We start from the raw sequence: 26,163 nt of genomic DNA, 5'->3' as shown, positions 1-26,163 counted from the left end.
GAAAGGAAGTCAGCCATGATCCCTGAACTGGGGCAATTCGCACTGATCCTGGCCTTTGCCACCGCCCTGCTGCTGGGGAGCTATCCGCTGATCGGCGCCAAATTGGGGCGCCTCGGCATGATGTCGGCGGCCCGTCCGCTCGCCTACAGCCAGTTCCTGCTGCTGCTGCTCTCCTTCCTCTGCCTGACCTGGGCCTTTGTCGACAACGACTTCACCGTGCAGTATGTGGCCACCAACTCCAACAGCCTGCTGCCGCTGCAGTACCGCATCTCGGCGGTGTGGGGGGCCCACGAGGGGTCCCTGCTGCTCTGGGTGCTGACCCTGGGGGGCTGGACCGCGGCCGTCGCCCTGTTCAGTCGTCGCCTGCCGCTGGATGCGGTGGCGCGGGTGCTGGGGGTGCTCGGGCTCATCTCGGTGGGCTTTACCGCTTTCGTGCTGTTCACCTCTGATCCCTTCACCCGCACCCTGCCGTACTTCCCGGTGGATGGGCGCGACCTCAACCCCCTGTTGCAGGATCCGGGTCTCATCTTCCACCCGCCGATGCTCTACATGGGTTATGTGGGCTTCTCGGTGGCCTTCGCCTTCGCCATCGCCTCCCTGATGACGGGGCGTCTCGATGCCACCTGGGCGCGCTGGTCCCGTCCCTGGACCATGGCGGCCTGGGTCTTCCTGACCCTTGGCATAGTGCTCGGCTCCTGGTGGGCCTATTACGAGCTCGGCTGGGGCGGCTGGTGGTTCTGGGATCCGGTGGAAAACGCCTCCTTCATGCCCTGGCTGGCGGGCACGGCCCTGCTGCACTCGCTGGCGGTGAGCGAGAAGCGCGCCACCTTCAAGGCCTGGACAGTGCTGCTGGCGCTCTCCGCCTTCTCCCTGAGCCTGCTGGGGACCTTCCTGGTGCGCTCCGGCGTGCTGGTGTCCGTCCACGCCTTTGCCTCCGACCCGACCCGCGGCCTCTTCATCCTGGGCTTCCTGCTGGCGGTGATAGGCAGCTCCTTGCTGCTGTTCGCTTTCAAGGGCTCCCAGGTCAAGAGCCACGGCAAGCACGAGCTGTGGAGCCGCGAGACCCTGCTGCTTGGCAACAACATACTGCTGGTAGCGGGCCTGCTCACAGTGCTGCTCGGCACCCTCTTGCCCCTGGTGCACAAGGAGCTGGGGCTTGGCAGCATCTCCATCGGCACCCCCTTCTTCAACCACATCTACAGCTGGCTGATCATCCCGTTCGCCTTGCTGCTGGGGGTCGGGCCGCTGTTCCGCTGGCGCCGTCAGGAGCTCGGTGAGCTCAAGGGCAAGGTAGTGCTGGCCCTGGGACTGAGTCTGGCCGCCGCCCTGCTGCTGCCGCAGCTCTTCGCCGGTGAGTTCAAGCCCTGGGCCGCGCTCGGCATAGGCCTGGGTACCTGGATCATCATCACCAGCATCCAGGAGACCTGGGTGCGCGCCACCCACAAGCACAGCTTCGCCACCGGGGTGCGCCGCCTCGGCAACAGCCACTGGGCCATGATCCTGGGCCACGTGGGACTGGCGGTCAGCATCATCGGCATCGCCTGCACCCAGAACTACAGCATCGAGAAGGACTTGCGCATGCAGGCTGGCGATCGGGTGCACTTCGCCGACTACGAATTCGTGTTCACCGGTATCAGCGAAAAGAACGGCCCCAACTACGACGGCTTCAAGGGGGTGCTGGAGGTGCACAGGAACGGCAAGCAGGTGGCCCTGCTCAAGCCCGAGAAGCGGATGTACAAGGTCAGTCGCATGCCGATGACCGAAGCCGCCATCGATGCCGGCTTCACCCGTGATCTCTATGCGGCGCTGGGCGAGCAGCTCGACAACGGCGCCTGGGCGGTGCGTATCTACTACAAGCCCTTTGTGCGCTGGATCTGGTTCGGCGGCGTCTTCATGGCCATCGGCGGCGTGCTGGCCATGCTGGACAAGCGCTACCGGTTCGGCCGTCGTGACGAGGAGACCAAGGCATGAGCAAGAAGACCTGGCTGTTTCTGCTGCCCTTCATCATCTTCCTGATGGGGGCGGTGTTCCTGTTCAAAGGGCTCTACTCGGACCCCACCAAGCTGGAATCCGTGATGGTGGACAAGGAGGTGCCCGTGTTCACCCTGCAGGACATCTATGACTTGGGCAAGCAGCATGACAGGAGCATCTTCAAGGGGCGCCCCATGCTGCTCAACGTCTGGGCCACCTGGTGCCCGACCTGCTATGGGGAGCACACCTACCTCAAGCAGCTGGCGGGGCAGGGCATTCCCATCGTCGGCATGAACTACAAGGATGAGCGGGACAAGGCCATCAAGTGGCTGGCTGAGCTCGGCAATCCCTATGAGGTCAACCTCTATGATCCGGACGGCATGCTGGGGCTGGATCTGGGGGTCTACGGCGCCCCCGAGACCTTCTTCATCGACAGCCAGGGCATCATCCGCTATCGCCACGTGGGGGACGTCAATCCCGAAGTCTGGGCCTCGACCCTCAAACCCATCTTCGATGCCATGAAGTGAGGGCCGCTCTGATGAAAACACTTATTGCATCCCTGTTGCTGCTGGGGGGTCTGCTGGGCGCCGGCCAGGCCAGTGCCGCCATCGACGTCTACACCTTCGACAACGATGCCCAGGAGCAGACCTTCCGCGAGCTGACCAGGGAACTGCGCTGCCCCAAGTGCCAGAACCAGGACATCGCTGATTCCAATGCGGGGCTCGCCAAGGACCTGCGGGACAAGACCTACCAGATGGTGCGGGACGGCAAGGACAAGGAGGAGGTGGTGGATTACATGGTGGCCCGTTACGGCAACTTCATCCTCTATGATCCCCCCCTGATGGCCTCCACCCTGATCCTCTGGCTTGGCCCCCTGCTGGTCATCGTCATTGGTGCCGCCACTGTGGTGGTGCGCAGCCGCCGTGCCCCGGCGGCGACAAAACGAATGGATAACGCCCTGAGCGAAGAAGAGCGGCGCCGTCTGGCCGAGCTGCTCAAAGAGGAAGAGAAACAATGACCGCATTTTGGATAGTGATCGCGGCCCTGCTGGTGCTGGCGAGCCTGGCGCTGATCCTGCCGCTGTGGCGCGGCGAGGGTCGCCAGAGCATCAGCCGTTCGGCGCTCAACAAGCAACTCTATCGCCAGCGTCTGCTGGAGATAGGCGAGGAGCGTGAGCAGGGGATACTGGCCGAGGAGTCCGAGTCCCTGGTTGAGCTGCAACGCAGCCTGCTGGACGACATCCCAGACGTGGAGCAGAGTGCCCGCGGCGGCAAGAGCCTGATCTGGATCCCGGGTGTGCTGGTGCTGGTGGTGGTGAGCCTGGGGCTCTACTACCAGCTGGGGGCCTGGCAGGAGGTGAGCCGCTGGCAGGATGCCAGCAGTCGGCTGGGGGAGCTGAGCAACCGCATCCTGGTGGAGCGGGATAGCGAGGTGACCGAGCAGGATCTGCTGGACTTCACCCTGGGGCTGCGCACCCGGCTGAAAGAAGAACCGAACGACTATCGTGGCTGGCTGCTGCTGGGGCGTCTGACCCTGGATGGCAATGACCCCGAGATGGCCCGCGAGGCGCTGGAGCGGGCCTACTCCCTGGCTCCGCAGAAGGCCATGGTGGCGGTGCCCTATGCCCAGGCCCTGATGATGACGGGGGAGGAGGCCCGGGCGGATCAGCTGCTGCAGGCGGCCATCGCCCAGGATCCGGCCAACATAGAGGCGCGCTCGGTCCATGCCTTCATGGCGTTGCAGAAAGAGGACTTCCAGACAGCGCTGGTGCGCTGGCGAGCCATGTTGCCGCTGCTGGAGAAGGGCTCGACCCGCCATGCCATGGTGGAGCGCTCCATCGAGTATGCCGAGCAGCAACTGCGTCAGCGCGGCATCGCCGTGACAGCCGCACCTGCCGCCCAGGGCGCTCAGGCTGGGCAGGGCAGTGCTCAGGTTCTGGCGGTGAAGGAGGGAGAATATCCCCTGCACATCACCCTGGCACCCGGCATCCAGCTGCCGGAGGATGCCCACCTGTTCGTCTTTGCGGTGATCCCCAATGGCCCGCCCATGCCCATCGCGGTCAAGCGCATCCCGGGTCCGCAGTTGCCCCTCACCCTCTCACTGGGGGATGGGGATGCCATGATGGAGGGGAGCAAGCTGGCGGCCTATCCCGAGCTGCAGTTCAAGGCGCGCCTCTCCCGGGGCGGCAACGTCATGAACAAGGAAGGAGCCTTTGAGGGGGTCTCGGTCACAGTGCCGACCACCACCATTCCCACAGCGCCGATTGACATCCGCATCGATCACGCACTCTAATACCCTCTTGGCCCGACCCCGGGATGGGGCGGGCTACCTATAATCCATAAAGATTCCCAAAAAAGCTTAGGACTTTCATATGTATCTGCGTTCAGGAGCATTGGCAGTGGCACTGCTGTTGGGGGGCTGTGCGGGTGGCCCTCCCAAGCCGGGCCCAGAGAGCCTGGATCTCAACGAAACCCCCAGCCGCCCCGGTGCGTCCAGCACGGCCAGCGATCCCCGTGACCCCTTCCAGGGGGCCAACCGGGCCATGTGGGCCATCAACTACGACGTGCTGGAACCCTACGTGGCTCGCCCCGTGGTCCATGGCTATGCCCGCTATGTGCCCCAGGGGATGAAAGACGGTATCGACAACCTGGTGGAGAACTTCGACGAGCCGAGCAGCATGATCAACCACCTGCTGGTCGGCGATCTGAAGGGGGCGGGGACCAACCTGGGCCGCTTCACCCTCAACACCACCATAGGTCTGCTGGGGATCTTCGACGTGGCCAAGCATGCCGGCCTCGAGCGCAACATGCTGGAGATGGACACAGTGCTCGGCAGGGCGGACATCGGGGATGGCGCCTACATCATGGTGCCCGTCTACGGCCCGACCACTACCCGGGAGTTTGTCGGGGATACCATAGATACCATCTACTTCCCCTATGCCCTGCTGACCTTCCCGCTGCGGGTGGTGCACTGGGCGCTGGATGGCCTGGGCACGCGCTCCAAGCTCATCGATCAGGAGCGGATCATCGACAATGCACTCGATCCTTATGCCCTGACCAAGGACTTCTACCTGCAGTACAACGATGGCAAGGTGACAGGTCGCCAGCCTGAGCTCAAGCAGCAGAAGGGCCAGCAGGAGGATGACAGCAACCTGGACGAGTATCTGGACGAGATAGACCAGTAACGACCCATGGTTATCAAAAAGGCGCCCATGGCGCCTTTTTCGTTGGTCGTTCGCCATAAAAAAACGCCCCGCAGTGCGGGGCGTTTTGGCAAGAAAGAGGCTATCAGGCAGCCAGATTCTTGGCCACGAATTCCCAGTTGACCAGGGCCCAGAAGGTTTCCATGTACTTCGGACGCAGGTTGCGGAAATCGATGTAGTAGGCGTGCTCCCACAGGTCGACGGTCAGCAGCGGGGTGGTCCCGGCTTCGGTCAGCGGGCAGCCGGCGTTGGAGGTGTTGACGATGGCCAGGGAGCCGTCGGCTTTCTTCACCAGCCAGGTCCAGCTGGAGCCGAAGTTGCCGATGGCAGACTTGGTGAACGCATCCTTGAACTCGGCGAAGGAGCCGAAGGCCTTGTTGATGGCATCGGCCAGGGCGCCGGTGGGCTCGCCACCGCCGTTCGGGGAGAGGCAGTGCCAGTAGAAGGTGTGGTTCCAGATCTGGGCGGCGTTGTTGAAGACACCGCCAGTGGAGGTCTTGATGATCTCTTCCAGAGACTTGCCTTCAAACTCGGTACCCGGCACCAGGTTGTTCAGGTTGACCACGTAGGTGTTGTGGTGCTTGCCGTGGTGATATTCCAGGGTTTCCTGGGAGATGTGCGGTTCCAGAGCATTGATTGCATAGGGCAGAGCGGGAAGTTCGAAAGCCATTTTCTACTCTCCATTGGCTGGGCCGTGCGAAGGCGACGGTTGCAAGACATTGCGTACTCTTTTCTATGTTGAAAAGAATTGTTCTTGAAATGATGGGGCCAGACGGCCCAAAGCCCGTCGATTGTAGCAGCATCAAAGATGGGCGAACAACTCTTGATTCTCGCCATGATCCGGATCAAGCTGCGGCGTATTGATTCATCACTTCTTGCATTCGGGACGGTTTGCCAGTTTGTGGTCTGCCCGGTTTGCAGTAGAATGGCCGCCGAAATCGCTCTAGTGAGGCATTTATGGAAACTATTGAAAAGATCAAACAGCAGCTGGCTGAGAATCCCATCATCCTGTACATGAAGGGATCCCCCAAGCTACCCAGCTGCGGTTTCTCTGCCCAGGCCTCCCAGGCCCTGATGTCCTGTGGCGAGCCTTTTGCTTACGTCGACATCCTGCAAAACCCGGACATCCGTGCCGAGCTGCCGAAATTTGCCAACTGGCCGACCTTCCCGCAACTCTGGGTGGAAGGTGAGCTGGTCGGTGGTTGCGACATCATGATCGAGATGTTCCAGGCTGGCGAGCTGCAGACCCTGATCAAGGAAGCTGCTGCCAAGCACAAGCAGGACGATGCCGCCGCCGAATAAGGTCGCATCCGCATCATGCAAAAAGGGGAGCCCATGGCTCCCCTTTTCTATGGGTGCGCAGGGCCTCAGCCGATACGCTCGATCCGTGCCATGTAGAAACCGTCGAAGCCGGTCTCGGAGGGGCTGACGGTGTGGTCATCCCGCAGGCGATAGTTCTCGTTGGCCGCGAGGAACTTGTCCACCTGCTGGCGGTTCTCCTGGGGCAGGATGGAGCAGGTTGCATAGACCAGCAGGCCGCCCACCTTCACCATCTGGCTATAGCGCTGCAGTATCTCTTCTTGCAGGGCGACCAGCACCGGCAGGCGCTCGGCGGTGTCACGCCACTTGGCATCCGGATTGCGCTTGAGTACGCCAAGGCCGGAGCAGGGGACGTCCAGCAATACGCGGTCGGCGCTCTCTTTGAGGCGCTTGACAGTCTTGCTGCTGGTGATGACCCGGGTCTCCACGTTGTGGGCACCGGCGCGGCGGGCGCGCTGCTTGAGGTTCTCCAGCTTCCACTCTTCCACGTCCATCGCCAGCAGGCGGCCCTTGCCTTCCATCATGGCGGCGATGTGCAGTGTCTTGCCACCGGCACCGGCGCAGGCATCGATGACCCGCATGCCCGGGGTCACTTCCAGGGCGGCGGCGACCAGTTGGGAGCCGGCATCCTGCTGTTCGAAGCAGCCATCGGCAAAGGCCTTGGTGCGGAACAGGGCGGCGTCCGAGGTGACCTGCAGGGCCGTCTCAACACCATCAACCGGAATGGTGGTGACATGCTCTTTGGCCAGAATGGTTTGCAGCTCTTCCCGGGTGCACTTGAGGGTGTTGACCCTCAGGTAGCGCTTGGGCATCCAGGCCAGGGCGGCACGCTCGGCAGGCCAGGCCTCACCCAACTGCTCGTTGCCCAGCTTCTCCAGCCAGGCAGGGCAACCATCCATCAGCACCGGGTTCTTCTTCGCCTCGGTCAGACGGCGACGGAATGCCTCTTCATTGAAGCGATCCAGGGTCGGGTTGTTGGGCTGGGCAATCTTGTGGAAGGCGTGCCAGCTGTGCAGCAGCGGCCAGACATTCTTTTCGGCCTGACGGACCTGGATGCCGGTCAGGAAGCAATAGAGGCTGAGACGACGCAGCAGGTCGCCGGTGACCAGGGCAATCCTTGCCTGTTCTTGCGGTTTGAGTTCGATGCCGGAGAAGTGACGGGCATAGGCGCGGTCGAGGGTGAGGCCCTGACCGAGTACATCGTCAACAATGGCAACGACCAGATCCCCGAAACGGGGCAACAGTGGGGATTTGAGCATGAGATTAACCTTGGCCAAAAAAGGGTGAACCGGCCCGTGACACAGGAGGGTTCTGAAACGGACAAATCCGCGCCATGATAGGGGCTAGACTGCATTGGTGCAACCGTCCCCATTCGGGGAATGTACAGAGGATGGCGCTGGACTTCTCACCCGGGCAGGAAAATGATGCTGAGGCAGTTCAGGCGAACGCATTGAAAAAGGAATAATAAAGATGCAGTTGATGAAATACTCTCCGCTGGCGTTGCTGGTGGCCGGTCTGATGAACGCCACCGGCCTGGCCGCCAGTGAGTGGAATACGGTGGCGGCACGGGCCACCGCTGCCGATGGCTATGAGGTGCGGGCCAGCCAATATCGCATTGCCACTGTGCCGGCCGATTACTTCGCCGGCTTGCTGGCGGGGGAATCGCGGCTGACCCTGCCCCTGCCGGATGGCAAGGAGGTGACCTTCAACCTGCAGGCCTATGATCTGCTGCCATCGGATCTCGCCACCAGGTATCCCGGCATTCTGGCATTCAAGGGGTATGACGAGTCCAACCCGGTGGAGACGGGGCGCTTCGATCTCGGTCCCCAGGGTTTCCACGCCATGTTCAGCCACCAGGGCCGCATGGTGTTCGTGGATCCGCTCAGAAACGGTGAAGGCTACGCCATCTATTACCAGCAGGATGCCCACAGCCGGCTGGAGGAAGAGGCGGACAAGGTGATCGGATCCCAGGCCAAGGCCCTGGCCCGTCAGGTACTGGTGGATGGCAACCAGCGCAAGCGCTACGTCATCGCCATCTCGGCGGCGGGGGAGTACACCCAGTATCACGGCGGCACCGTCGAGGCCGGTCTCGGCGCCATCGCCACCCTGCTCAACCGGGTCAACGAGGTGTACCAGCGTGACGTCGCCGCCGAGTTCCAGCTCGCCAGCGGCAACGACACCATCATCTTCACCGACACCGCCACCGATCCTTTCAACAACGATGACGGTGACATAGATGCCAACGTCACAGTGCAGCAGAATGCACAGACCCAGGCTGGCACCAAGCTCGGCGCCTTCGACATAGGTCACGTGGTCAACACCGGGGGCGGCGGTCTGGCGGGGCTGGGAGTGCTCTGCACCGCGGAGAAGTCGGCGGGCATGACGGGCTCCCCCAATCCGGTGGGGGATGCCTTCTTCATCGACTACGTGGCCCACGAGATTGGCCACCAGTTCGGCGCCGACCACACCTTCAACGGCACCACCGGCAGCTGTGGCGGTGGCAACCGGGAGGCCAGCCAGGCCTGGGAGCCCGGCAGCGGCAGCTCCATCATGGCCTATGCGGGGATCTGCGGGGAAGAGAACCTGCAGGCCAACAGCCTGCCCTACTTCCACAGCAAGTCCATCGAGCAGATGCGGGCCCACATGGCCACAGTCGCGAGCTGTGGCAGCTCCCAGAGCCTGACCAACAACGCGCCCCAGGTCGCCGCCGGCAACGACTATGTGATCCCGGCCAACACCCCCTTCGTGCTCAAGGGCGCCGGGGCGGATCTGGATCAGGATCCCCTGAGTTACACCTGGGAGCAGATCGATCTCGGCACCGAGTCCTTCAGCGTCGCCAGCATGGTGGACGACGGCAGTCGCCCGCTGTTTCGCTTCGTGGCGCCGACCGCGTTGCCGGAGCGTACCCTGCCAAGTCTGCCCTCCCTGCTCTCCAACACCCTGGCGAAGGGGGAGGCCTGGCCTGCCACCAACAGGGAGCTCAATTTCCGCCTCACGGCGCGGGACGGCAAGGGCGGTGTTTCCAGTGACGACATGAAGATCCAGGTGGTCAACACCGGCAGCGCCTTCCGCCTGACCAGCCCGCTGGTGACCCCGCTGGGAGCCGGCGCCAGCCAGACCATAGGCTGGGACGTGGCCGGCACCAACGCGGCCCCCATCAATTGCAGCAAGGTGGATCTCTCCCTGACCCGGGACGAGGGGGTGAGCTGGACCCTGCTCGCCAGTGGCCAGCCCAACTCCGGCTCGGCCAGCGTTACCATACCCGCCGGCAACGACGGCACCGCCAGGCTGAAGGTGGCCTGCAGTGACAACCTCTTCTTCGCCATCAGCCCGCTCAAGCTGTCGGTGACCCAGCGTGGGGAAGAGGGCGGCGGTGGTGGCGGTGGCGCCCTCGGCTTCTGGACCCTGGCCCTGGCGCTGCTGGGCTGGCAACGGAGGCGGGCATGAGGCTGGCCTGCGTGCTGCTGCTCGCCCTGCTTGGCGGTTGTCAGGCCGATGCCGACACCCTGGATCAGGCGGTCAGTGACAGCCTGGCCAAGCAGGACTACCGGCTGATAGTGCGGGCCGGGCGCGGCGAGGTGGCGCCCGGCATAGCGGCGGAGCGGCAGGTGGCGGCCAAGGCCCGCTGTGGCGTGCGCTATCTGGAGGGGCTCGGCGATGTCATCAAGCCGGATCAGAAGGAGGCTCACGCCAGGCTGAGCGCCTATGCGGCGGAATATAACCGGCGCATGCTGGCCCATTGCCCGCCGGTTGACGGCAAACCATAGGCAGGCGGCAAGCTGCCGGCAGAAAAAGGGAGGCACAGGCCTCCCTTTCTGTTTTTGGTGCCAGTATTTGGCCGCCCCCAGGCTTGTACCCATGACGTGCTCGTCGCACAATGCCCCCATCCACAGCCGCAGTGGCGGCAAAGAAAGAGAGAAGGAAAATCAAGATGATGGATGTGGCTGATCTGCGTCGTGAATACACCAGGGGCGGACTGCACCGGGCCGATCTGCCGGCCGAGCCTCTCGTCCTGTTCGAGAAGTGGCTGGCCCAGGCGTGCGAGGCCAGGCTGACCGACCCCACCGCCATGGTGGTGGGCACAGTGGATGCCGACGGCCAGCCCTGGCAGCGCACAGTGCTGCTCAAGCACTACGATGCCGAGGGCATGGTGTTCTACACCAACATGGGCAGCCGCAAGGCGCACCAGCTGGAGGGCAACCCCCGCATCAGCCTGCTCTTCCCCTGGCACACCCTCGACCGCCAGGTGCACGTGACAGGCCGGGTGGAGAAGATGAGCACCTTCGAGGTGATGAAGTACTTCCACAGCCGTCCCAAGGATAGCCAGATAGCCGCCTGGGTCTCCAAGCAGTCGACCCGCATCTCGGCCCGTGGCGTGCTGGAAGCCAAGTTCCTCGAGCTCAAGCAGAAGTTTGCCAATGGCGAGGTGCCGTTGCCGAGCTTTTGGGGCGGCTTCCGGGTGCGGATCGAGACGGTGGAGTTCTGGCAGGGGGGCGAGCATCGCCTGCACGATCGCTTCTACTACAGCCGCGAGGGGGATGGCTGGCACATAGAGCGACTGGCCCCCTGATGAACATAGCCCGGCTCAAGAACTTCACCGAGATAGTGAAGAACAACTTCAACATCTCGGCGACGGCGGAGAAGCTCTACACCTCCCAGCCGACCCTCAGCAAGCAGATGAAGATGCTGGAAGACGAGCTGGGGCTGGCGCTGTTCACCCGCAAGGGCAAGAATCTGGTGGGCCTGACCCCCATGGGGGAGCAGGTGATGGAGCTGGCCAAGGGGGTGGTGGCCCAGGTGGAGCAGATTGGCCAACTTTCCCTCGGTGATCAGCTGGCCACCAGCGGAGTGCTGCGCATCGCCACCACCCACACCATGGCCCGCTACAAGCTGCCGTCGGTGATCACCGCCTTCTCCCGCCGCTTCCCCGAGGTGAGCATCCAGCTGCATCAGGGGGCGCCGGCCCAGCTGGCGCAGATGGTGCAAAACGGGGATGTGGAGATGGCCATCGCCACCGAGTCCATGCACCTGTTCGACGAGCTGGCGACCATTCCCTGTTACCGCTGGGGGCGCGGCGTTGTGGTGCCCCACGGTCATCCGCTGCTCGACTGCCAGCCCCTGGCCATGGCGGATCTGGCCCGTTATCCCCTCATCACCTATGTGTTCGGCTTCACCGGTCGCTCCAAGATGGACAAGGCCTTCGGTCGTCATGGCCTCAGCCCCCGCATAGTGCTGACCGCCACCGACAGCGACATCATCAAGCACTATGTGCGCCTCGGCATGGGGGTGGGGGTGATCGCCACCTCGGCGTTCGACGAGGGGGACAGGGAGAGCCTGGTCTGCCTCAACATTGATCACCTGATCGCCTCGAGCGTGGCCCATGTCTGCCTGCGCAGACACGCCCACCTGCGGGACTACATGTATGACTTCATCCACCTCTATGCTCCCCACGTGAGCCGGGAGACGGTGCAGCTGGCGCTGCTCAACCAGTCGCCCCCCGCCAGTGCCGCGACCCTGCCCTGGTTGTAGCGCCGGATCTGTGCTGCGGCCCTGAATGGCAGAGGCAAATAGCCGGGGCTGCGATGCAGCTCGAAATGGCAGAGGCAAAAAAAGAGAGGCCATTGGCCTCTCTTTTCTATTTCCGTCGGGTGACTAGGTTGCCCTGGTCGCCAGATTGACAAATATCTGGGCACCGATCAGCAGGCAGTCATCGTCCAGGTAATAGGGATTGGCGTGCAGGTAGTTGCAGATCCCCTTGGCCTGGCAGCCGCTGCCGAGGAAGAACATGGCCCCCTTGCGACCCGGGGTGGCGTTGAGCATGTAGCTGAAGTCCTCGCTGCCGGTCATGGGCTGACCCTGGGCATTGATGCCCTCGGCTGGCAGCACGTCTGTGGCGGCCTGCAGCAGGCGGGCACAGGCCTCGCCATGGTTCTCCACCGCCGGGTAGCCGGCATAGACCATGGTGGTCTTGAAGCCGCGCAGCTCGCTCTGCGCGACCATGTCCTTGAAGCTGTTTTTCAGGATCTGGTCGGTCTCGGCGTCCATGGCGCGGATAGTGCCACGGGCCTGCACGTGATCGGCCACCGCATTGGGGATGGTGCCGCCGTTGATCATGCCGCAGCCAAACACCGCCGGGCTGAACGGGCTGGTGCGCTTTGCGACTATGTAGTCCATGTCCTCGATGATGCGCACCGCCTCGCGGATGGCATCCAGCCCCTTGTGGGGGGTGGAGCCGTGGGCGGAGATGCCGTGCACATTCAGGGTCCAGGCGGAGCCCCATGAGGACATGACCCCCTGGTTGAACTTGATGGTGCCCGTCTCCATGGCGCCGTCGTTGTGCAGCGCGTAGACCTCGTCCACCCCCGCCATGCAGCCGAGTTCCACCATCTTCTCGGCGCCCGGTACCCGCATGTCCTCTTCCGCCATCTGGAAGATGATGCGCACATTGTATTGCAGCCGAGCCTGGTGAGCTGCCAGGAACTTGGCGGTGGTCAGGGCGATCGCCATATGGGAGTCGTGACCGCAGTTGTGGGCCATGCCCTCGTGGGTGGACTTGAACGCCACCTCGCTCATGTCGTGCATCTCCAGGCCGTCCATGTCGGCACGGAAGGCGATGGTGGGCAGGTTGGGATCAATAACCAAATCCCCGTGAAAACCGGTAAAGCCCGGGTAGTCGGTGATCTGGTAGCCGAACTCTTCCATCAGGGCGCGGCAGTAGGCCGAGGTCTTGAACTCGGCCCCGGAGTATTCCGGGATGCTGTGCAGGTGGTGGCGTACCTCGCAGCTGAAGTCACGCAGGGCGAGCAGATCCGATTCTATGTGGTAGTGGTGCATCAGATGATCCCTTGAATGGAGAAGCCGAGTTGGGCAACCAGCGAGGCGCCGAAGAAGCAGCAGGTTGAAACGATCATGAAGATGAGGATCACCTTCCAGGACATCTTCTTGAGCTCCTCAAGCTGACCACCGACGGAGAGGCCGGCGAAGGCCAGCAGCGGCACGCAGCAGGAGAGGAAGGAGATCTTCGCCACCGCATCGATGAAGAGCGCGCGCACTGGGGTCTCCGGCAGGCAGATGAGGATGCCGATGATGGTGGCATAGGCAAAGGCCGGCAGGGAGGAGGGCAGGTAGCGCTTGGCGACCAGGGAGGCGAACACCACCAGGGACATGGCGACGAAGCTGTCACCCATGAGCCAGAGCGGGGTGCCGGTGGTCAGGGTCTGGGTAAACATGGCCAGCAGGATCGCCAGAAAGACGAACCGCATATCCATCACGATGCTTTTCATGCTTTCGCTCCTTTGTCAGTCAGGGCATAGATCTTTTCGGCGAGGGGCAGCCCCAGGTAGGTGAGGGAGAGGGCACCCAGCGCCGATGAGAGCAGATTCGAGGCGGCGGCTATGCTCAGCACCTGCTGGGCCAGCGCCTCGTCGAGGCCGTTTATGAGGGCACCGGAGGCGGCGCTCAGCATGGAGCCTGAGCCCACGCCGGAGCCGGCGGCCAGGGCCAGCGGGTGCAGACCGGTGAGGGGCGCTATGCTGCCGAGCACGCTGAACCAGAGGGTGCCGATGACGGAGCCGCACAGGTAGATGGCGAGCACGCCAATGTACTCCTGGGAGCCGGTGCCGAATCTGCCCTGGATCACCGCGACCGAAGGCTCGCGGCTGATGGAGGAGCAGGCCCCGATGGCGCGACGGCCGAAGCCGAATTTCACCGCCAGCGGAATGGCGATGAGGATGGGCAGCAGGTTGCCTATCTCCTGCAGGAAGAGGGGCACGCCGACGCTGAGGATCATCTTGAGGTTGGGGATGATCATGCCCGCATACTGGGTACCCAGGATCAGCAGGCTGAAGCCCACCATCTTGCCGCAGAAGCCCTCTTCCTTTTCGCTGAAGAGGCGCTTCCAGCCCGGGATGCGATCCTTGACCGGTTTGGCGGAGACTATCATGCCGATGATGACGGCAAAGAGCATGGGCAGTATGGGGATGATGGCGATGCCTATCCTGATCTCCTGTTTCCCGATGAGGTACTGGGCCACGAAGATCAGCAGGGCGGTCGCCAGGGTACTGACTAACACCGTTTTGAGGGGGGTGGTTTGCTGCATAGTGTGTTCTCTTGTTATGCGTTGTCATTCACGAGCGGCGCTGGCCGCTGCGAGATGGGGGCATGATAGGAAGGGCAGGGGGGCATTAATGTGACCGCCATCAAGCTGGCCATATGGCATTTTTTCATGGGGTATGCCGTTTAACCATGCTAAAGATATGGGTTAACAAACCATTAGCAGCCGGTTATGCTGCGCCGTTCGGCGGTCGCAGGGGGAAGGATGGAACTGTTGATAGAAGAGGCGCTCTGGCAGCCCCGCTGGCAGGGGGCGCTGCAGGCGTGGCAGGGGCAGGGCAACCGCTGGCAGTTGCTGCAAGGCAGGCGCGGCGAGCAAGGGGCAGTGACCCCTGCGCCCTGGGCCCGCTGCCCGCCCGATGGCATCCTCTTGGCCAGCGGCTTGCTCGCCGCCTGGTTGGGGGAGGGTGAGTCACCCCTCATGACGGCGGACCCGAGCTGCCAGATCCTGATTTCTGCCTCCAGCGTCCTCCTGACCCTGGCCAAGGAGAGCGGCCTGCTCACCCTGGGGCCCGGTGGGGCGGACATGCTCCTCGGCGCCGATGGGGATCTGGCCGCCGCGCTGCAACGCCTGCTGGCCCGGCGCCTGACCACCCCCCTGCTGCGTGAACCCGGGGGCGCTGCCTCTCCGGCTCTGGTGCTGCGGCCACTGCAAGCCGCCGACGAGCCAGCCGTCCTGCGCTACTGCTCGGATGAGGCGCTCGCCCGCTACACCCTCAATATTCCTCACCCCTATCCAGCAGAGGCGGCCCGCGACTGGCTCGCCATGAGCGGGCGCAAGGCCGCCCTCGGGCTGGGGCGGACCTGGGCCCTGACATTGCCCATGGGTGATGAGCCGGCCCCCCTGCTCGGGGTCATCTCCCTGCACTGGCACGGCGAGCTGGCCTGGTGGGTGGGTGTCCCTTGGCAAAACCGCGGGCTGGCCACCCGGGCAGCACGGCTGGTCAGGGCCTTTGCCTTCGAGCAACTGCGTCTGCCCGCCCTGACCGCCCGCCACATGCCGGGCAACCTGGCTTCCGGCCGGGTGATGGCCAAGCTCGGCATGCACCATTGCGGTCGGCGGCCCGGGTCGGCGCGCCAACCCGCTGAACTGGATCATTGGCGACTGGATCGCCCGCCGGACCTGCCGGACGACCGCAAGGAGGCGCTGGCCCCCTGGCTCGAGGACGAGCGGGTGGCGGTGGCCATCCTCCATGAGGACGAAGTCGGGGGGCAGGAGGTGGCGCTCTTCATGGAAGGGGCCGGGGCGGGCGGTGAGCGGCGTCTCCCCGCTGGGCTGACGGTCAGGTGCCATCCGCTCGCCTGGCTGGCGCCTGAGTCCCCCGGGGTGCAGGCCCATGATGGCGGTGTCCTGCTCAAGGACAGGGGCGAGCTTGGCCTCGGGTACCTGCTGCGATTGCGGGGTGAGCCAGGTGTTTGATGCTGGCAACGTCGGCGGGAAGAGGGGGTATTGCGATGCTTTGTGCACGGGTTGTCATTCGTTTTCCTGAGTCAGCCCTCCCATTTTCGGATAAAGGCGCTCAAGCCAGGGGCCACTTCTGTGAAATAATGGCCGCCCTGCTGTACGAGGAGTAACGCTGTATGTTGAGAACCGAGCGTCCCGGCGACATGCTGCCAGTCTACGAGCTGGTGAGCGCCGCCTTTGGTCGTCCCGACGAGGCCGAACTGGTCAATCGCCTGCGCGAGTGTGGGGCCGCCGTGGTCACCATGGTCGAGGAGGAAGAGTACGAGTTCATGGGGCACCTGATGCTGAGCCCGATCACCATTGACGGCCAGGAAGGTCCCTGGCTCGGGCTGGCGCCGGTGGCCGTCCATCCGGACTGGCAGGGGCAGGGCATAGGTTCGGATCTGGTGCGGGAAGGGCTGGACACGGCCCTCGAGATGGACTGGAAGGCGGTGGTGGTGCTCGGCGATCCGGCTTTCTATGGCCGCTTCGGCTTCAGGCCCGCCAGCGACTTCGGCCTGCACTGCATCTACGAGGTGCCCGCCGACTGCTTCATGGCGATGGAGCTGCAGCCCGGGGGGCTGGCCGGTCTGCAGGGCGAGGTGCTCTACCACCCCCTGTTCGACGAAGAGCAGGTGGAATAATCGCCTGAACACCATAGAAGAAGGACCCGCTAAGGGTCCTTCTTTATTTCAATTTCTCCCTCACTGGGCCAGGGACTTCAACTGCTGTTTGCCCGGCGGGTTGTTCCAGTCGATGGGGCCGTGGGTGAAGCGATACTGCAACCTTGGCAGACTGAGCTCCAGCCACTCCTCCCTGAAGTAGGCATAGCCCTGGTCCCAATCCGGGTCATTGGCCCAGCCGGTTTGCAGGAAATGGAGCCGGGTGCCCTGACCTTCGGGCACGAAACGCAGGCTGACCTGGGTCTTCTGCTGGCGGATATGGGGAAACTGGGGCGGGAAATTCCAGCTGAAGCTGAGCAAGTCATGGGGCATGACCGCCATCACCCGGCACCCTTCACTGCCGCGCTCTCCCAGCGGGGCTTCTGGCCTGAAATAGATTTCGAAAGGACCGTTGGGTTCCGGCACCATCAGACATTCCGGCGCCAGGAAGCTGCGCAGACCGCTCTCCGTGGTCCAGGCCCGCCAGACATCGTCGATGTGGGCGGGTACCAGAATGCTGCCTTCTATTTGCTTGTTATCCATAAATCAGTGAACCTCAAACCAGTCATGGACGGGACCCAGGCAGTATAGCCCCTAAGGCGATAAAATAGGCAGCCCTGCGTCACAGCATCATGTATTCAAGAGGGTCCATCTTGCCGATTTGACACGGCGGCGGTATCCATCGAGAGTGGGAGGCAGTAAGCAGGCAAATCAAGGATGTCTTCATGATCAGAATGATGAGAGATGCAGATGAACCCATGCTGGCGCAGCTATTCCTCAAGGGGAGGCGACAGGCCTTCCATTGGGTAGAGCCCTCCCTGTTTCGGTTGAGCGACTTTGCCGAGCAGACCCGGGGTGAACAGATCTGGGTGGCGGAGAAGGGCGGCACCCCTTGCGGATTTGTCTCCATCTGGGGTCAAGACAGTTTCGTGCATCACCTCTATGTGGTGGCCGACTGGCATGGGCAGGGAATGGGGCGGGCCTTGCTGGCCGCCGGGCTTGCCGGACACAAGCCGCCGGCATCCCTCAAGGTGGCCACCCGCAACACCACGGCGCTGGCGTTCTATCACCGCCTGGGCTGGCAAAATACGGACGAGACCGGCCACTGCGAGATAACGGGCCCCTGGCGCAGGCTGGTCCTGACCTCCGGCGACTAGTCTCCCTCGCGAGGCGCGCCCTCTGCTCCGGCAGAGGGCGGCATCAGAGCCGTCCAGCCCGTCACAGGTCTCGACAGACCGCCAGAGCCGGCTCAGGCATGAACGCAATCCACAAAAAAGGCCACTTCCTGCGAAGTGGCCTTTTCCAAACGTTTGGTGGAGCTGGGGGGATTTGAACCCCCGTCCAAAATTACTACATCCTCGGTACTACATGCTTAGTCACTCTTTACATTCGCCAGCACGCTGCGGAGAGACACGCCACGCATTGACTAGCTCGATTGGTTTTAATGCTTCCGCCCCGAGCAGGACTTCCACACGATCCTGTGAAGGATGACCTTCCAATTCCCTAGGACACAGGCAAGCTAGGGGAGAAGGGCTCAGCGCAGGTTATTAAGCTGCGAGTGCGTAGTTTTCGTCGTTTGCGACTATTTTTTTGCGGTTTGTTAACGAGGCCTACCGCACCTCGGCATGCACCTTGGGTTTCGTGAATCTTGTCGAATCCAGAATCAGCCCCAAGTTGTCAAAAGCGATTGTACGCAAAAATCCTGCCATGGCAAGGCGTTGATGGCAATCGACCGGCACGGGCCGGTCGATTGCTGGTTTATTGGTCGCCGCACGGGAGCTGGCGGCGCACAATCAACCGCGGTTCTTGTTCTTCATGATGCGGGCCTTCTCCCGGTCCCATTCCCGAGCCTTGGTGTCTTCCCGCTTGTCGTGTTCTTTCTTGCCCTTCACCAGGCCGATCTCGACCTTGACCCAGCACTCTTTCCAGTAGAGCGCCAGCGGCACTATGGTGTAGCCCTGGCGGGCGGTCAGGCTCTCGAGCTTGTCGAGTTCACGGCGGCTCAGCAGCAGTTTGCGGGTGCGGGTCGGGTCACACACCACGTGGCTGGAGGCGGCGTTCAGCGGCAGGAAGCTGGAGCCGAACAGGAAGGCTTCGCCCTGCAGGAAGATGACATAGGCTTCGCTGATGTTGGCCTTGCCCGCCCGCAGGGATTTGACTTCCCACCCTTGCAGGGACAGACCGGCTTCCACGCGCTCTTCGATGAAGTACTCGTGACGGGCGGTTCTGTTGAGTGCAATGGTGCTGGACCCGGCTTTGTTTTTACTGTTCTTTTTGCTCATGACGGGGGCCTTCGGCAATGTTTAGGAAGGCGCATTATACGTGGGTGGCGGCGGCTGTAAAACGCGCAACCACTCGAGTGGCGGCTTTGTGAGCAGTTCGGTGATGTTTTTGGCTGGCAAGGTGATCTCAACCCGGTCATCAGGGGCTACAAAGGGGGCAATTGCACGAGTAGCGGCCCGCTGAGCAGTTTCGGCGGTGATTTTGGCTGACAAGGTGATAAAATCGGCCCGATTGGATGAGGAAAGCCCATGCCCCGTATTACTCGCAGTGCCCTGGTGATGTTCAGTGCCGAACAAATGTTCCGGCTGGTCAACGATGTTCACGCTTACCCCGAGTTTCTGCCCGGCTGTGTCGGCAGCCGCGTCCACGAGACCGGCGAGGACTACATGACGGCCTCGGTGGATGTGGCCAAGGCAGGCATCGCCAAGACCTTTACCACCCGCAACCAGCTCGATGCCAACCGCGCCATCAAGATGGAGCTGGTGGAAGGTCCCTTCAAGACGCTGGCGGGCTGGTGGACCTTCACGCCGCTGGACGTGGATGCCTGCAAGGTGGAGTTCGATCTCGATTTTGAATTTACCTCCAAGCTGATCGAGCTGGCCTTTGGCCAGATCTTCCGCGACCTGGTGAGTTCCATGGTGCTCGCCTTCTCCAACCGCGCCAAGGTGGTCTACGGTGTCTGATCTGCTCAATATCGAAGTGGCCTATGCCCTGCCCGAGCGGCAAACCGTGCTGTGCATCCGGGTGGCCCCGGGCACCAGCGTGCTGGCTGCCATCGAGCTGTCCGGCATAGTGCAGAAACACCCGGAGATCGATCTCTCGGTCAACAAGTTCGGCATCTACAGCCGTCCGGTCAAGGGAAGCGAGCCGGTGCAGGACGGGGATCGCATCGAGATCTACCGTCCCCTCATCGCCGATCCCAAGGAGATGCGCAAGAAGCGGGCGGAGAAGGCCAAGGAAGAGGGACGGGCCGACGTGGTCACCGGCGGGCGCCCCGATGTGCACCGCAAGCGGGACGACGGCGAATCGACCTGATGCGGGGAAGACCGAGCAATGAAAAGAGGCGCCATGGCGCCTCTTTTCTATGGGATGTTTTACCACAGGGGCTGCACAGGCCCGGGCCTTACAGGGTGAGCAATCGCTCGTTTTGCACTATCTCGACCCCCTGAGCCTGGTTGGCAAGCACCGTCATGGCGTGCGCCACCTGGCTCGCCTCTATGGCCCGCCAGCGCATGAGGGGCCCCTGCAGCAGGGGTTTTATCCAGGGATAGATGGCCTGAACTATCTGCTCGGATCTGCGCGGGGGTTGGCGATGGCCGAGCAGCATGGCGGGGCGCAGTATGACGAGCCGCTGCCACTCCTGCGCCAGCAAGGCCTGCTCCATCTCGCCCTTGGTGCGGGGATAGAGGGCGGGGGAGCCGGGGTTGGCTCCCAGGCTGGAGACGACCAGCAGACGGCGGCAGCCGTGGCGGCGGGCGAGAGCGGCAAAGGCCAGCACATAGTCGTGATCGACCCGGCGAAAGGCCTCATCGGAGCCGGCATCCTTGCGGGTGGTGCCGAGGCAGCAGAAGGCCATCTCGACGGGGCCGGGCAGCGCCACTTCGTCGAGGCGTTCGAAGTTCACCGGCAGCCAGTGCCGGTTGGGGGCGGCCTCGCCCGGCTGACGGCAGAGCAGGGTCAGCTGGTGCTCGGGGCCGAGCTGGCTGATGAGGGCCTGGCCGACCAAACCGGTTGCCCCGGCGATCAGGATCTGGCTCATGTGATCTCCTAGAGGGGGTGACGAGGGGCCTTGACCTCCTTGATCATGGTTCAGGGAGCGCGCTCCTGCGAAACCCGATTGGAGGCCAGACAAGAGAAAACCGGCCTTGGCCGGTTTTGTGATGCTATCAGAGCGGGGTCGTGAAGGCGGCGGGGAGGGGGAAGTCACCGGTGGCGGTGGCGAGTCTGTCACCCACGAAGTTCAGGGTCAGCTCCTTGCGCTCCTTGTCACCACGACCTGGCTGGAACTCATAGAGATAGTACCAGGTGTTGGGGTCAAAGCCGTCGCGCAGCATGGGAGAACCCAGCACGAACTCGACCTGCTCGCGGGTCATGCCCTGGCGCAGCTTGTCGACCTGCTTTTGTTCCACATAGTTGCCCTGAGGAATATCGATGCGATAGACCAGGCTGCAACCGGACAGGGTGAGGGCGGTCAGGGCCGCGGCAATCAGGTGTTTCATCCGCATATCGGGTTCAGATCATCCATACAGTCTTTTTAGCTCGGCAAATCATACCCACTCCCCGTGCGGAAGTAAAAAGCCATTGATCCTCCTGCCAATAAAAAGGGCCGCGTGGCGGCCCTGACACACTACAGCGCCCTCACATGGCGGCGCGGAAGATGGCGACAATCTCTTCGTGGCTTGCCTGCTTGGGGTTGGTGAAGCCGCAGGCATCTTTCAGGGCGTTGCTGGCCAGCAGGTCGAAGTCATCGGTTTTGACGCCCAGTTGCTCCAGCCCGGCCGGGATCTTCACGTCCAGCGCCAGCTGCCTGATGGCGGCAATCGCCGCCTCGGCACCCTGTACGTCGCTCATGGCGCTCACGTCCACCCCCATGTGACGGGCCACCTCCTTCAGTCGAGCGGCGCTCACCCGGGCGTTGTAGGTCTGCACGTGGGGCAGCAGCACGGCGTTGCAGACCCCGTGGGGCAGGTCGTAGAAGCCGCCCAGCTGGTGGGCCATGGCGTGCACATAACCCAGGCTGGCGTTGTTGAAGGCCATGCCGGCCAGGAACTGGGCATAGGCCATCTGCTCGCGGGCGTGCAGGTCGTCCCCCTGGTTGACGGCGGTGCGCAGGTGTTTGGCGATGAGCTGAATGGCCATCACGGCGCTGGCATCGGTCACCGGGGTGGCGGCGGTGGAGACATAGGCCTCGATGGCGTGGGTCAGGGCGTCCATGCCGGTGGCGGCGGTGAGGCCGGCGGGTTTGGCCAGCATCAGCTCGGGATCGTTGACCGACATCAGCGGGGTGACGTGCTTGTCGATGATGGCCATCTTCACCTGACGGGCCTCGTCGGTGATGATGCAGAAGCGGGTCATCTCGGAGGCGGTACCGGCCGTGGTATTGATGGCGATGAGCGGCAGCTGCGGCCTGGCGGAGCAGTCCACCCCTTCGTAGTCCTGGATGCTGCCGCCGTTGGTGGCCACCAGGGCGATGCCCTTGGCACAGTCATGGGGGGAGCCGCCCCCGAGGGAGATGACGCAGTCGCAGCCATGGGCCTTGATCATGGCCAGACCGGATTCGACGTTGGTCATGGTGGGGTTAGGTTTGGTTTCGTCGAAAACCACGCTTTCAATGCCATGTTCTGCCAGCAGGGCGGTGAGCCTGGCGACCACGCCTATCTGGCCCAGAATTTTGTCGGTGACGATCAGCGCCTTGCGAAAGCCATGACCCTGGATGTCGGCCGCCGCCTCTTGCAGGCAGCCCGCCCCCATCAGGTTGACCGCGGGAATGTAGAACTTGAATGTCGCCATGGTGGACTCCGTATGATTAGCCATTAAGTGGTATACGGGCCTCAACATAACAGCGTCAGAGGGGATGAAAAGGGGTCAATGGTATCTGATTGGCAACTTTATGGACTCGATCACGTACCGAAAAACCGGGGCCTGGCGGGGATTGACAAGGGCTCTTGCCTCTTGTTCGGTATAAAAACGTTTTTCAAGAAATTCATCAGGTTAGCAAACGTTTTGCCGGTTTTTTAGGGCCGCGGATGCGCGGAAGTGTGAAGCGCGTCAAGGAATTGGAAAGCGCTTTCGACCATAGTTGGCGCCTTCCCCAATGGAGGGAAACAGGCTCGAAAATACCATAAAGAATCACCTTAACTGCGCTCGGCTGCGAGGCGGCGGGATGCAACCAGGAGTCCACTATGTCTGATGTATTTCACTTGGGTTTGAAGAAAGCGGATCTGCAAGGCGCCACCCTGGCGATCGTTCCCGGTGACCCCGAGCGCGTGAAGCGTATCGCAGAGCTGTTGGACAACCCTGTGCACCTGGCCAGCCATCGTGAGTTCACTACCTGGCGCGGCGAGATGGACGGCAAGGCCGTGATCATCTGCTCCACCGGCATCGGCGGCCCGTCCACCTCCATCGCAGTGGAAGAGCTGGCCCAGCTGGGTATCCGTACCTTCCTGCGCATCGGCACCACAGGCGCCATCCAGCCGCACCTGAACGTGGGCGACGTGATTGTGACTACCGGCTCGGTGCGCCTTGACGGTGCCAGCCTGCACTTCGCACCCATGGAGTTCCCGGCCGTGGCCGACTTCGACTGCACCACTGCGCTGGTCAACACCGCCAAGGAACTGGGTTCCACCCTGCACGTGGGTGTAACTGCCTCTTCCGACACCTTCTACCCGGGTCAGGAGCGCTATGACACCGTATCCGGCCGCGTAGTGAGCCGTTTCCAGGGTTCCATGAAAGAGTGGCAAGCCATGGGCGTGCTGAACTACGAGATGGAGTCCGCCACCCTGCTGACCATGTGCTCCAGCCAGGGCCTGCGCGCCGGCATGGTGGCCGGTGTCATCGTGAACCGTACCCAGCAGGAAATCCCGAACGCCGAAACCATGGCGAGAACCGAATCTGATGCCATCAAGATCGTGCTGGGCGCTGCCCGCAAGCTGATCTGATAGCACCACCACGAGTGGGGGGTGGGGGCCGTTGCGAAAGCGCGGCCCCTATCTTTATCCGCCGTTTGCCCCTTTTCTTCTCCCGTCACCTCTTTCACTATTCCCGCCACACTCGCGTCTATTGCCATCTACTGACGGCCTCTACTGATTGCCCCTAAAAAGGCGCTGCACAGCGGATCTGCATCGGCTCGCCGCTCACCGGATGCACGAAATCCAATGCGCTGGCATGCAGCATCAGCCTTGGCGCCTGCTCACAGCCCGGCAACAGCAGACCGCCGTAGAGATCGCAACCTAGTATGGGGTGACCCAGCAGCTGGCTGTGGATGCGCAGCTGATGGGTGCGGCCCGTCTCAGGCACCAGGCTGACCCGGGTCAATGGCAAGGGCTCGCCCCCGGCACCCTCGTGCACCAGTCGCTCCACCACCCGATAGCGGGAGCGGGCGGGCTTGCCGCTGGCGCAGATCTTCATCAGCGGGAAGATCGCCGGATCCTTGGCGATGGGGGCGTCGATCACCCCCTCATCGTCCGCCAGATGGCCGCACAGCAGGGCGTCATAGGCCTTGCTCACCGCCCGCTGGCTGAACTGCTGGCACAGCATCCCGTTGATGCCCTTGTCTCTGGCCACCACCATGAGACCCGAGGTGCCAAAGTCGAGGCGGTGCACCAGGGTGCAGCCGGGGTAATCCTGCACCAGCCGATGGTGGACAGAGTCGAGGTTCTGCGGGTTCTTGCCCGAGAGGCTCAGCAGGCCGCTCGGCTTGTTGATGAGCAGCAGGTGTTTATCCTCGAACAGGATCTCTATTTGGGCATTGCAGGGGGGGGCGATAAAGGTATCGACGATGGCGGACATGGGCGGCTGCGGGCTGGAAACGGGGGGCGATCATACCCGAACCGGCGGCGCGGGGCGAATCGGGACGAGCTGGCCAGTGCCTGCCCGGCGGGGCTGGTGGCAACTGATTGATAATGCAGGAAGGCCCCGTTTTGTGACCCCTTCCCGAGTTCATCCGAAGCTTGCTTGTTAAGGTATGGCTCCCTGTCATGTCGTAAGGAACCTCTCCATGGCGTTGCCCGTTATTCTCGATTGCGATCCCGGTCACGATGATGCCATCGCCCTCATCCTGGCGCTGGCGAGCCCAGAGCTCAAGGTGCTGGCGGTGACCACCAGCGCGGGCAACCAGACCCCGGACAAGACTCTCAACAACGCCCTGCGCATCCTCACTCTGCTCGGTCGCCACGACATTCCGGTGGCGGCGGGGGCGCCCAACCCCCTGGCCCGGGAGCTCATCATAGCGGACAACGTCCACGGCGAATCGGGTCTGGACGGCCCCACACTGCCGGATCCCGCCTTTGCGCCCCAGGCCATGACGGGCCTCGAATTGATGGCCAAGTGCCTGCGCGAGAACCCGGAGCCGGTCACCCTGGTGCCGACCGGGCCGCTGACCAATATCGCCCTGCTGCTGGCTGCCCACCCCGAGTTGAAATCCAAGATTGGCCGCATCGTCTTGATGGGCGGCGCGGCGGGGGCGGGCAACTGGACCCCAACGGCGGAATTCAATATTTATGTGGACCCGGAAGCAGCCGATATGGTGTTCAACGCCGGTATCCCCATCACCATGTGCGGGCTGGATGTGACCCACGAGGCCCAGGTGATGGACGAGGATATAGCGCGGGTGCGTGCCATCCCCAATCCGGTGGCCCAGTGCGTGGCGGACCTGCTTGATTTCTTCATGATCTACCACAGGGATCCCAAGTGGGGATTTGCTGGCGCGCCGCTCCATGACCCCTGTACCATCGCCTGGTTGCTGGCACCGACGCTGTTTCATGGGGTAGAGTGCCGGGTCGATATCGAAACCGGAGGCACCCATACTACCGGCATGACGGTAGTGGATCGCTACGGGCTCACCGGCAGACCGGCCAATGCGCGGGTGCTGCTGGGGCTGGACAGGGTCGGCTTCATCGATCTGTTGGTGGGGCGTCTAAGGGCGTTTGACTAAGATCTCGGACATCGAATAAGGGGTTGGGCATGTGGAAAGGGACGTTGGCACTGCTGACATGTATGCAATTGACGGCCTGTGCCACCCCCTTCGAGAGGATGTGGCAGGGGCTGGCGACCTGCGATCTGGACGATCTCTACCTGGACAGCGAGAGCGGTGAGCCGTCCCACCCGCTGCTCAAGACCTTCACCCCCGACAGGACCTCTGACGGCTTCGCCTGGTACAAGACCCACCAGGAGCTTCATGGCCTGCCCATCACGGGATTTCTGATCCCGGCCTCGACCTTCGAGGTGCACGCCCTGTTTGTGGATACCCCCATCGCCAATGCGCGCAGGCTGACCCACAACGCCTACGGCAGCGAGTTTGCTGACGAGCAGAAGCACGACAGGGGGGAGGCCCCCCTGCTGCTGCGTGACCCGGGCAACCCCAAGCGCTCCATCATCGACTGCACCCGGGGGGAATCGGCGGAGCCGCTGCCGGAGGAGCCCTTCCCGGAGTAGGGCCATATCCCGATGAC

General features: G+C 62.9%; 29 protein-coding genes and 1 other RNA gene. 18 read left to right on the top strand and 12 right to left on the bottom strand.

Annotation, left to right across the window (positions count from 1 at the left end):
* Window positions 1-15 precede the first annotated feature (15 nt).
* The 5 genes from WIR04_RS14345 (at window position 16) to WIR04_RS14325 (ending at window position 5,155) form a co-directional block, all read left to right on the top strand.
* Window positions 16-1,971 (top strand): heme lyase CcmF/NrfE family subunit, encoded by a 1,956-nt coding sequence (locus WIR04_RS14345; protein ID WP_262108981.1) that lies wholly within the window; start codon window positions 16-18, stop codon window positions 1,969-1,971.
* Window positions 1,968-2,498, top strand: a complete 531-nt coding sequence (locus WIR04_RS14340) for a DsbE family thiol:disulfide interchange protein (RefSeq protein ID WP_139744875.1) — start codon at window positions 1,968-1,970, stop codon at window positions 2,496-2,498. Before WIR04_RS14345 ends, WIR04_RS14340 begins: the two co-directional genes overlap by 4 nt.
* Before the next feature lie 11 nt (window positions 2,499-2,509).
* A complete protein-coding gene (locus WIR04_RS14335) occupies window positions 2,510-2,989 on the top strand; it encodes a cytochrome c-type biogenesis protein (protein WP_338887793.1) in 480 nt (159 codons plus the stop codon).
* Window positions 2,986-4,263: a c-type cytochrome biogenesis protein CcmI gene (gene ccmI / locus WIR04_RS14330; protein ID WP_338887791.1), complete on the top strand. Its 1,278-nt coding sequence runs from the start codon at window positions 2,986-2,988 to the stop codon at window positions 4,261-4,263. The genes WIR04_RS14335 and ccmI overlap by 4 nt, the downstream gene beginning before the upstream one ends.
* Window positions 4,264-4,342: 79 nt before the next feature.
* Complete coding sequence (locus tag WIR04_RS14325; RefSeq protein ID WP_025326274.1) at window positions 4,343-5,155, top strand: MlaA family lipoprotein; 813 nt, start codon at window positions 4,343-4,345, stop codon at window positions 5,153-5,155.
* A gap of 103 nt (window positions 5,156-5,258) precedes the next feature.
* Here the strand turns inward: WIR04_RS14325 and sodB are convergent, their stop codons facing one another.
* Complete coding sequence (gene sodB / locus WIR04_RS14320; protein WP_005331469.1) at window positions 5,259-5,843, bottom strand: superoxide dismutase [Fe]; 585 nt, start codon at window positions 5,841-5,843, stop codon at window positions 5,259-5,261.
* Between the two features lie 287 nt (window positions 5,844-6,130).
* On the opposite strand from sodB, the gene WIR04_RS14315 reads away from it, so the two are divergent.
* A complete protein-coding gene (locus WIR04_RS14315; protein ID WP_025326276.1) occupies window positions 6,131-6,475 on the top strand; it encodes a Grx4 family monothiol glutaredoxin in 345 nt (114 codons plus the stop codon).
* Window positions 6,476-6,540: 65 nt separating this feature from the next.
* Here the strand turns inward: WIR04_RS14315 and WIR04_RS14310 are convergent, their stop codons facing one another.
* Window positions 6,541-7,752: an RsmB/NOP family class I SAM-dependent RNA methyltransferase gene (locus WIR04_RS14310; RefSeq protein ID WP_307765567.1), complete on the bottom strand. Its 1,212-nt coding sequence runs from the start codon at window positions 7,750-7,752 to the stop codon at window positions 6,541-6,543.
* 211 nt (window positions 7,753-7,963) lie between these two features.
* Here WIR04_RS14310 and WIR04_RS14305 point away from each other — a divergent pair, with 211 nt between their 5' ends.
* The 4 genes from WIR04_RS14305 (at window position 7,964) to WIR04_RS14290 (ending at window position 12,022) form a co-directional block, all read left to right on the top strand.
* Window positions 7,964-9,940 carry a reprolysin-like metallopeptidase gene (locus WIR04_RS14305; RefSeq protein ID WP_338887788.1) on the top strand — a complete coding sequence of 659 codons (1,977 nt, stop codon included), beginning with the start codon at window positions 7,964-7,966 and terminating at the stop codon, window positions 9,938-9,940.
* On the top strand, window positions 9,937-10,260 hold the full coding sequence (locus WIR04_RS14300) for a hypothetical protein (RefSeq protein ID WP_338887786.1): 324 nt from the start codon (window positions 9,937-9,939) through the stop codon (window positions 10,258-10,260). Before WIR04_RS14305 ends, WIR04_RS14300 begins: the two co-directional genes overlap by 4 nt.
* A 164-nt stretch (window positions 10,261-10,424) precedes the next feature.
* Window positions 10,425-11,063 (top strand): pyridoxamine 5'-phosphate oxidase, encoded by a 639-nt coding sequence (gene pdxH / locus WIR04_RS14295; RefSeq protein WP_338887784.1) that lies wholly within the window; start codon window positions 10,425-10,427, stop codon window positions 11,061-11,063.
* A complete protein-coding gene (locus WIR04_RS14290) occupies window positions 11,063-12,022 on the top strand; it encodes a LysR substrate-binding domain-containing protein (protein WP_338887782.1) in 960 nt (319 codons plus the stop codon). Before pdxH ends, WIR04_RS14290 begins: the two co-directional genes overlap by 1 nt.
* 123 nt (window positions 12,023-12,145) lie before the next feature.
* Here WIR04_RS14290 and WIR04_RS14285 read toward each other — a convergent pair whose 3' ends face one another.
* The 3 genes from WIR04_RS14285 to WIR04_RS14275 are packed head-to-tail and all read right to left on the bottom strand — an operon-like array spanning window position 12,146 to window position 14,591.
* Window positions 12,146-13,327, bottom strand: coding sequence for a M20 family metallopeptidase (locus WIR04_RS14285; protein ID WP_338887780.1), 1,182 nt, complete (start codon window positions 13,325-13,327; stop codon window positions 12,146-12,148).
* A complete protein-coding gene (locus WIR04_RS14280) occupies window positions 13,327-13,776 on the bottom strand; it encodes a hypothetical protein (protein ID WP_025326283.1) in 450 nt (149 codons plus the stop codon). The genes WIR04_RS14285 and WIR04_RS14280 overlap by 1 nt, the downstream gene beginning before the upstream one ends.
* The gene (locus tag WIR04_RS14275; protein ID WP_338887777.1) at window positions 13,773-14,591 is read right to left on the bottom strand and encodes a DUF3100 domain-containing protein; all 819 of its coding nucleotides are present in this window, start codon (window positions 14,589-14,591) and stop codon (window positions 13,773-13,775) included. The genes WIR04_RS14280 and WIR04_RS14275 overlap by 4 nt, the downstream gene beginning before the upstream one ends.
* 219 nt (window positions 14,592-14,810) lie before the next feature.
* Here WIR04_RS14275 and WIR04_RS14270 point away from each other — a divergent pair, with 219 nt between their 5' ends.
* Together WIR04_RS14270 and WIR04_RS14265 are read left to right on the top strand one after the other, a co-directional pair.
* Entirely contained in the window at window positions 14,811-16,025 is a 1,215-nt protein-coding gene (locus tag WIR04_RS14270) for a GNAT family N-acetyltransferase (RefSeq protein WP_338887775.1), read from the top strand.
* 161 nt (window positions 16,026-16,186) lie between these two features.
* On the top strand, window positions 16,187-16,693 hold the full coding sequence (locus tag WIR04_RS14265; protein WP_338887773.1) for an N-acetyltransferase: 507 nt from the start codon (window positions 16,187-16,189) through the stop codon (window positions 16,691-16,693).
* A 60-nt stretch (window positions 16,694-16,753) separates the two neighbouring features.
* On the opposite strand, the gene WIR04_RS14260 is transcribed toward WIR04_RS14265, so the two are convergent.
* Window positions 16,754-17,254, bottom strand: a complete 501-nt coding sequence (locus WIR04_RS14260; RefSeq protein WP_025326286.1) for an SRPBCC family protein — start codon at window positions 17,252-17,254, stop codon at window positions 16,754-16,756.
* A 182-nt stretch (window positions 17,255-17,436) separates the two neighbouring features.
* Between WIR04_RS14260 and WIR04_RS14255 the strand changes: the two genes are divergently transcribed.
* The gene (locus WIR04_RS14255; protein ID WP_025326287.1) at window positions 17,437-17,868 is read left to right on the top strand and encodes a GNAT family N-acetyltransferase; all 432 of its coding nucleotides are present in this window, start codon (window positions 17,437-17,439) and stop codon (window positions 17,866-17,868) included.
* A 154-nt stretch (window positions 17,869-18,022) separates the two neighbouring features.
* Here WIR04_RS14255 and ssrA read toward each other — a convergent pair.
* Together ssrA and smpB are read right to left on the bottom strand one after the other, a co-directional pair.
* Window positions 18,023-18,382: a transfer-messenger RNA gene (ssrA, locus tag WIR04_RS14250) on the bottom strand.
* A gap of 122 nt (window positions 18,383-18,504) precedes the next feature.
* The gene (gene smpB, locus WIR04_RS14245) at window positions 18,505-18,993 is read right to left on the bottom strand and encodes an SsrA-binding protein SmpB (protein ID WP_025326288.1); all 489 of its coding nucleotides are present in this window, start codon (window positions 18,991-18,993) and stop codon (window positions 18,505-18,507) included.
* Window positions 18,994-19,242: 249 nt separating this feature from the next.
* Here smpB and WIR04_RS14240 point away from each other — a divergent pair, with 249 nt between their 5' ends.
* Window positions 19,243-19,677, top strand: a complete 435-nt coding sequence (locus WIR04_RS14240) for an SRPBCC family protein (protein WP_338887768.1) — start codon at window positions 19,243-19,245, stop codon at window positions 19,675-19,677.
* Window positions 19,670-20,029 (top strand): RnfH family protein, encoded by a 360-nt coding sequence (locus tag WIR04_RS14235; protein WP_042650423.1) that lies wholly within the window; start codon window positions 19,670-19,672, stop codon window positions 20,027-20,029. Before WIR04_RS14240 ends, WIR04_RS14235 begins: the two co-directional genes overlap by 8 nt.
* 88 nt (window positions 20,030-20,117) lie before the next feature.
* On the opposite strand, the gene WIR04_RS14230 is transcribed toward WIR04_RS14235, so the two are convergent.
* The 3 genes from WIR04_RS14230 to yiaY form a co-directional block, all read right to left on the bottom strand.
* The gene (locus tag WIR04_RS14230) at window positions 20,118-20,753 is read right to left on the bottom strand and encodes an NAD(P)H-binding protein (protein ID WP_338887765.1); all 636 of its coding nucleotides are present in this window, start codon (window positions 20,751-20,753) and stop codon (window positions 20,118-20,120) included.
* A gap of 127 nt (window positions 20,754-20,880) precedes the next feature.
* Window positions 20,881-21,219, bottom strand: a complete 339-nt coding sequence (locus WIR04_RS14225) for an outer membrane protein assembly factor BamE (RefSeq protein ID WP_005325779.1) — start codon at window positions 21,217-21,219, stop codon at window positions 20,881-20,883.
* 133 nt (window positions 21,220-21,352) lie between these two features.
* Window positions 21,353-22,504: an L-threonine dehydrogenase gene (yiaY, locus tag WIR04_RS14220; RefSeq protein ID WP_338887764.1), complete on the bottom strand. Its 1,152-nt coding sequence runs from the start codon at window positions 22,502-22,504 to the stop codon at window positions 21,353-21,355.
* Between the two features lie 392 nt (window positions 22,505-22,896).
* On the opposite strand from yiaY, the gene udp reads away from it, so the two are divergent.
* Window positions 22,897-23,652, top strand: coding sequence for a uridine phosphorylase (gene udp / locus WIR04_RS14215; protein WP_025326293.1), 756 nt, complete (start codon window positions 22,897-22,899; stop codon window positions 23,650-23,652).
* Between the two features lie 154 nt (window positions 23,653-23,806).
* Here the strand turns inward: udp and WIR04_RS14210 are convergent, their stop codons facing one another.
* Window positions 23,807-24,502 carry an RluA family pseudouridine synthase gene (locus WIR04_RS14210; RefSeq protein WP_338887763.1) on the bottom strand — a complete coding sequence of 232 codons (696 nt, stop codon included), beginning with the start codon at window positions 24,500-24,502 and terminating at the stop codon, window positions 23,807-23,809.
* Between the two features lie 208 nt (window positions 24,503-24,710).
* On the opposite strand from WIR04_RS14210, the gene rihA reads away from it, so the two are divergent.
* Both rihA and WIR04_RS14200 read left to right on the top strand, forming a co-directional pair.
* Window positions 24,711-25,646 (top strand): pyrimidine-specific ribonucleoside hydrolase RihA, encoded by a 936-nt coding sequence (gene rihA / locus WIR04_RS14205; protein WP_338887762.1) that lies wholly within the window; start codon window positions 24,711-24,713, stop codon window positions 25,644-25,646.
* Between the two features lie 29 nt (window positions 25,647-25,675).
* Window positions 25,676-26,146 carry a hypothetical protein gene (locus WIR04_RS14200; RefSeq protein WP_025326296.1) on the top strand — a complete coding sequence of 157 codons (471 nt, stop codon included), beginning with the start codon at window positions 25,676-25,678 and terminating at the stop codon, window positions 26,144-26,146.
* Window positions 26,147-26,163: the final 17 nt, after the last annotated feature.

Source organism: Aeromonas rivipollensis (assembly GCF_037811135.1).
Taxonomy (GTDB): Bacteria; Pseudomonadota; Gammaproteobacteria; order Enterobacterales; family Aeromonadaceae; genus Aeromonas; species Aeromonas rivipollensis.
Note: the sequence above shows the minus strand (reverse complement) of the source record. Positions and strands in the feature narration are given on the sequence as shown.

Coding starts and splice junctions, on each gene's coding strand:
- WIR04_RS14345 (WP_262108981.1), top strand. CDS start 16: ATGATCCCTGAACTGGGGCAATTCGCACTGATCCTGGCCTTTGCCACC.
- WIR04_RS14340 (WP_139744875.1), top strand. CDS start 1,968: ATGAGCAAGAAGACCTGGCTGTTTCTGCTGCCCTTCATCATCTTCCTG.
- WIR04_RS14335 (WP_338887793.1), top strand. CDS start 2,510: ATGAAAACACTTATTGCATCCCTGTTGCTGCTGGGGGGTCTGCTGGGC.
- ccmI (WP_338887791.1), top strand. CDS start 2,986: ATGACCGCATTTTGGATAGTGATCGCGGCCCTGCTGGTGCTGGCGAGC.
- WIR04_RS14325 (WP_025326274.1), top strand. CDS start 4,343: ATGTATCTGCGTTCAGGAGCATTGGCAGTGGCACTGCTGTTGGGGGGC.
- sodB (WP_005331469.1), bottom strand. CDS start 5,843: ATGGCTTTCGAACTTCCCGCTCTGCCCTATGCAATCAATGCTCTGGAA.
- WIR04_RS14315 (WP_025326276.1), top strand. CDS start 6,131: ATGGAAACTATTGAAAAGATCAAACAGCAGCTGGCTGAGAATCCCATC.
- WIR04_RS14310 (WP_307765567.1), bottom strand. CDS start 7,752: ATGCTCAAATCCCCACTGTTGCCCCGTTTCGGGGATCTGGTCGTTGCC.
- WIR04_RS14305 (WP_338887788.1), top strand. CDS start 7,964: ATGCAGTTGATGAAATACTCTCCGCTGGCGTTGCTGGTGGCCGGTCTG.
- WIR04_RS14300 (WP_338887786.1), top strand. CDS start 9,937: ATGAGGCTGGCCTGCGTGCTGCTGCTCGCCCTGCTTGGCGGTTGTCAG.
- pdxH (WP_338887784.1), top strand. CDS start 10,425: ATGATGGATGTGGCTGATCTGCGTCGTGAATACACCAGGGGCGGACTG.
- WIR04_RS14290 (WP_338887782.1), top strand. CDS start 11,063: ATGAACATAGCCCGGCTCAAGAACTTCACCGAGATAGTGAAGAACAAC.
- WIR04_RS14285 (WP_338887780.1), bottom strand. CDS start 13,327: ATGCACCACTACCACATAGAATCGGATCTGCTCGCCCTGCGTGACTTC.
- WIR04_RS14280 (WP_025326283.1), bottom strand. CDS start 13,776: ATGAAAAGCATCGTGATGGATATGCGGTTCGTCTTTCTGGCGATCCTG.
- WIR04_RS14275 (WP_338887777.1), bottom strand. CDS start 14,591: ATGCAGCAAACCACCCCCCTCAAAACGGTGTTAGTCAGTACCCTGGCG.
- WIR04_RS14270 (WP_338887775.1), top strand. CDS start 14,811: ATGGAACTGTTGATAGAAGAGGCGCTCTGGCAGCCCCGCTGGCAGGGG.
- WIR04_RS14265 (WP_338887773.1), top strand. CDS start 16,187: ATGTTGAGAACCGAGCGTCCCGGCGACATGCTGCCAGTCTACGAGCTG.
- WIR04_RS14260 (WP_025326286.1), bottom strand. CDS start 17,254: ATGGATAACAAGCAAATAGAAGGCAGCATTCTGGTACCCGCCCACATC.
- WIR04_RS14255 (WP_025326287.1), top strand. CDS start 17,437: ATGATCAGAATGATGAGAGATGCAGATGAACCCATGCTGGCGCAGCTA.
- smpB (WP_025326288.1), bottom strand. CDS start 18,993: ATGAGCAAAAAGAACAGTAAAAACAAAGCCGGGTCCAGCACCATTGCA.
- WIR04_RS14240 (WP_338887768.1), top strand. CDS start 19,243: ATGCCCCGTATTACTCGCAGTGCCCTGGTGATGTTCAGTGCCGAACAA.
- WIR04_RS14230 (WP_338887765.1), bottom strand. CDS start 20,753: ATGAGCCAGATCCTGATCGCCGGGGCAACCGGTTTGGTCGGCCAGGCC.
- WIR04_RS14225 (WP_005325779.1), bottom strand. CDS start 21,219: ATGCGGATGAAACACCTGATTGCCGCGGCCCTGACCGCCCTCACCCTG.
- yiaY (WP_338887764.1), bottom strand. CDS start 22,504: ATGGCGACATTCAAGTTCTACATTCCCGCGGTCAACCTGATGGGGGCG.
- udp (WP_025326293.1), top strand. CDS start 22,897: ATGTCTGATGTATTTCACTTGGGTTTGAAGAAAGCGGATCTGCAAGGC.
- WIR04_RS14210 (WP_338887763.1), bottom strand. CDS start 24,502: ATGTCCGCCATCGTCGATACCTTTATCGCCCCCCCCTGCAATGCCCAA.
- rihA (WP_338887762.1), top strand. CDS start 24,711: ATGGCGTTGCCCGTTATTCTCGATTGCGATCCCGGTCACGATGATGCC.
- WIR04_RS14200 (WP_025326296.1), top strand. CDS start 25,676: ATGTGGAAAGGGACGTTGGCACTGCTGACATGTATGCAATTGACGGCC.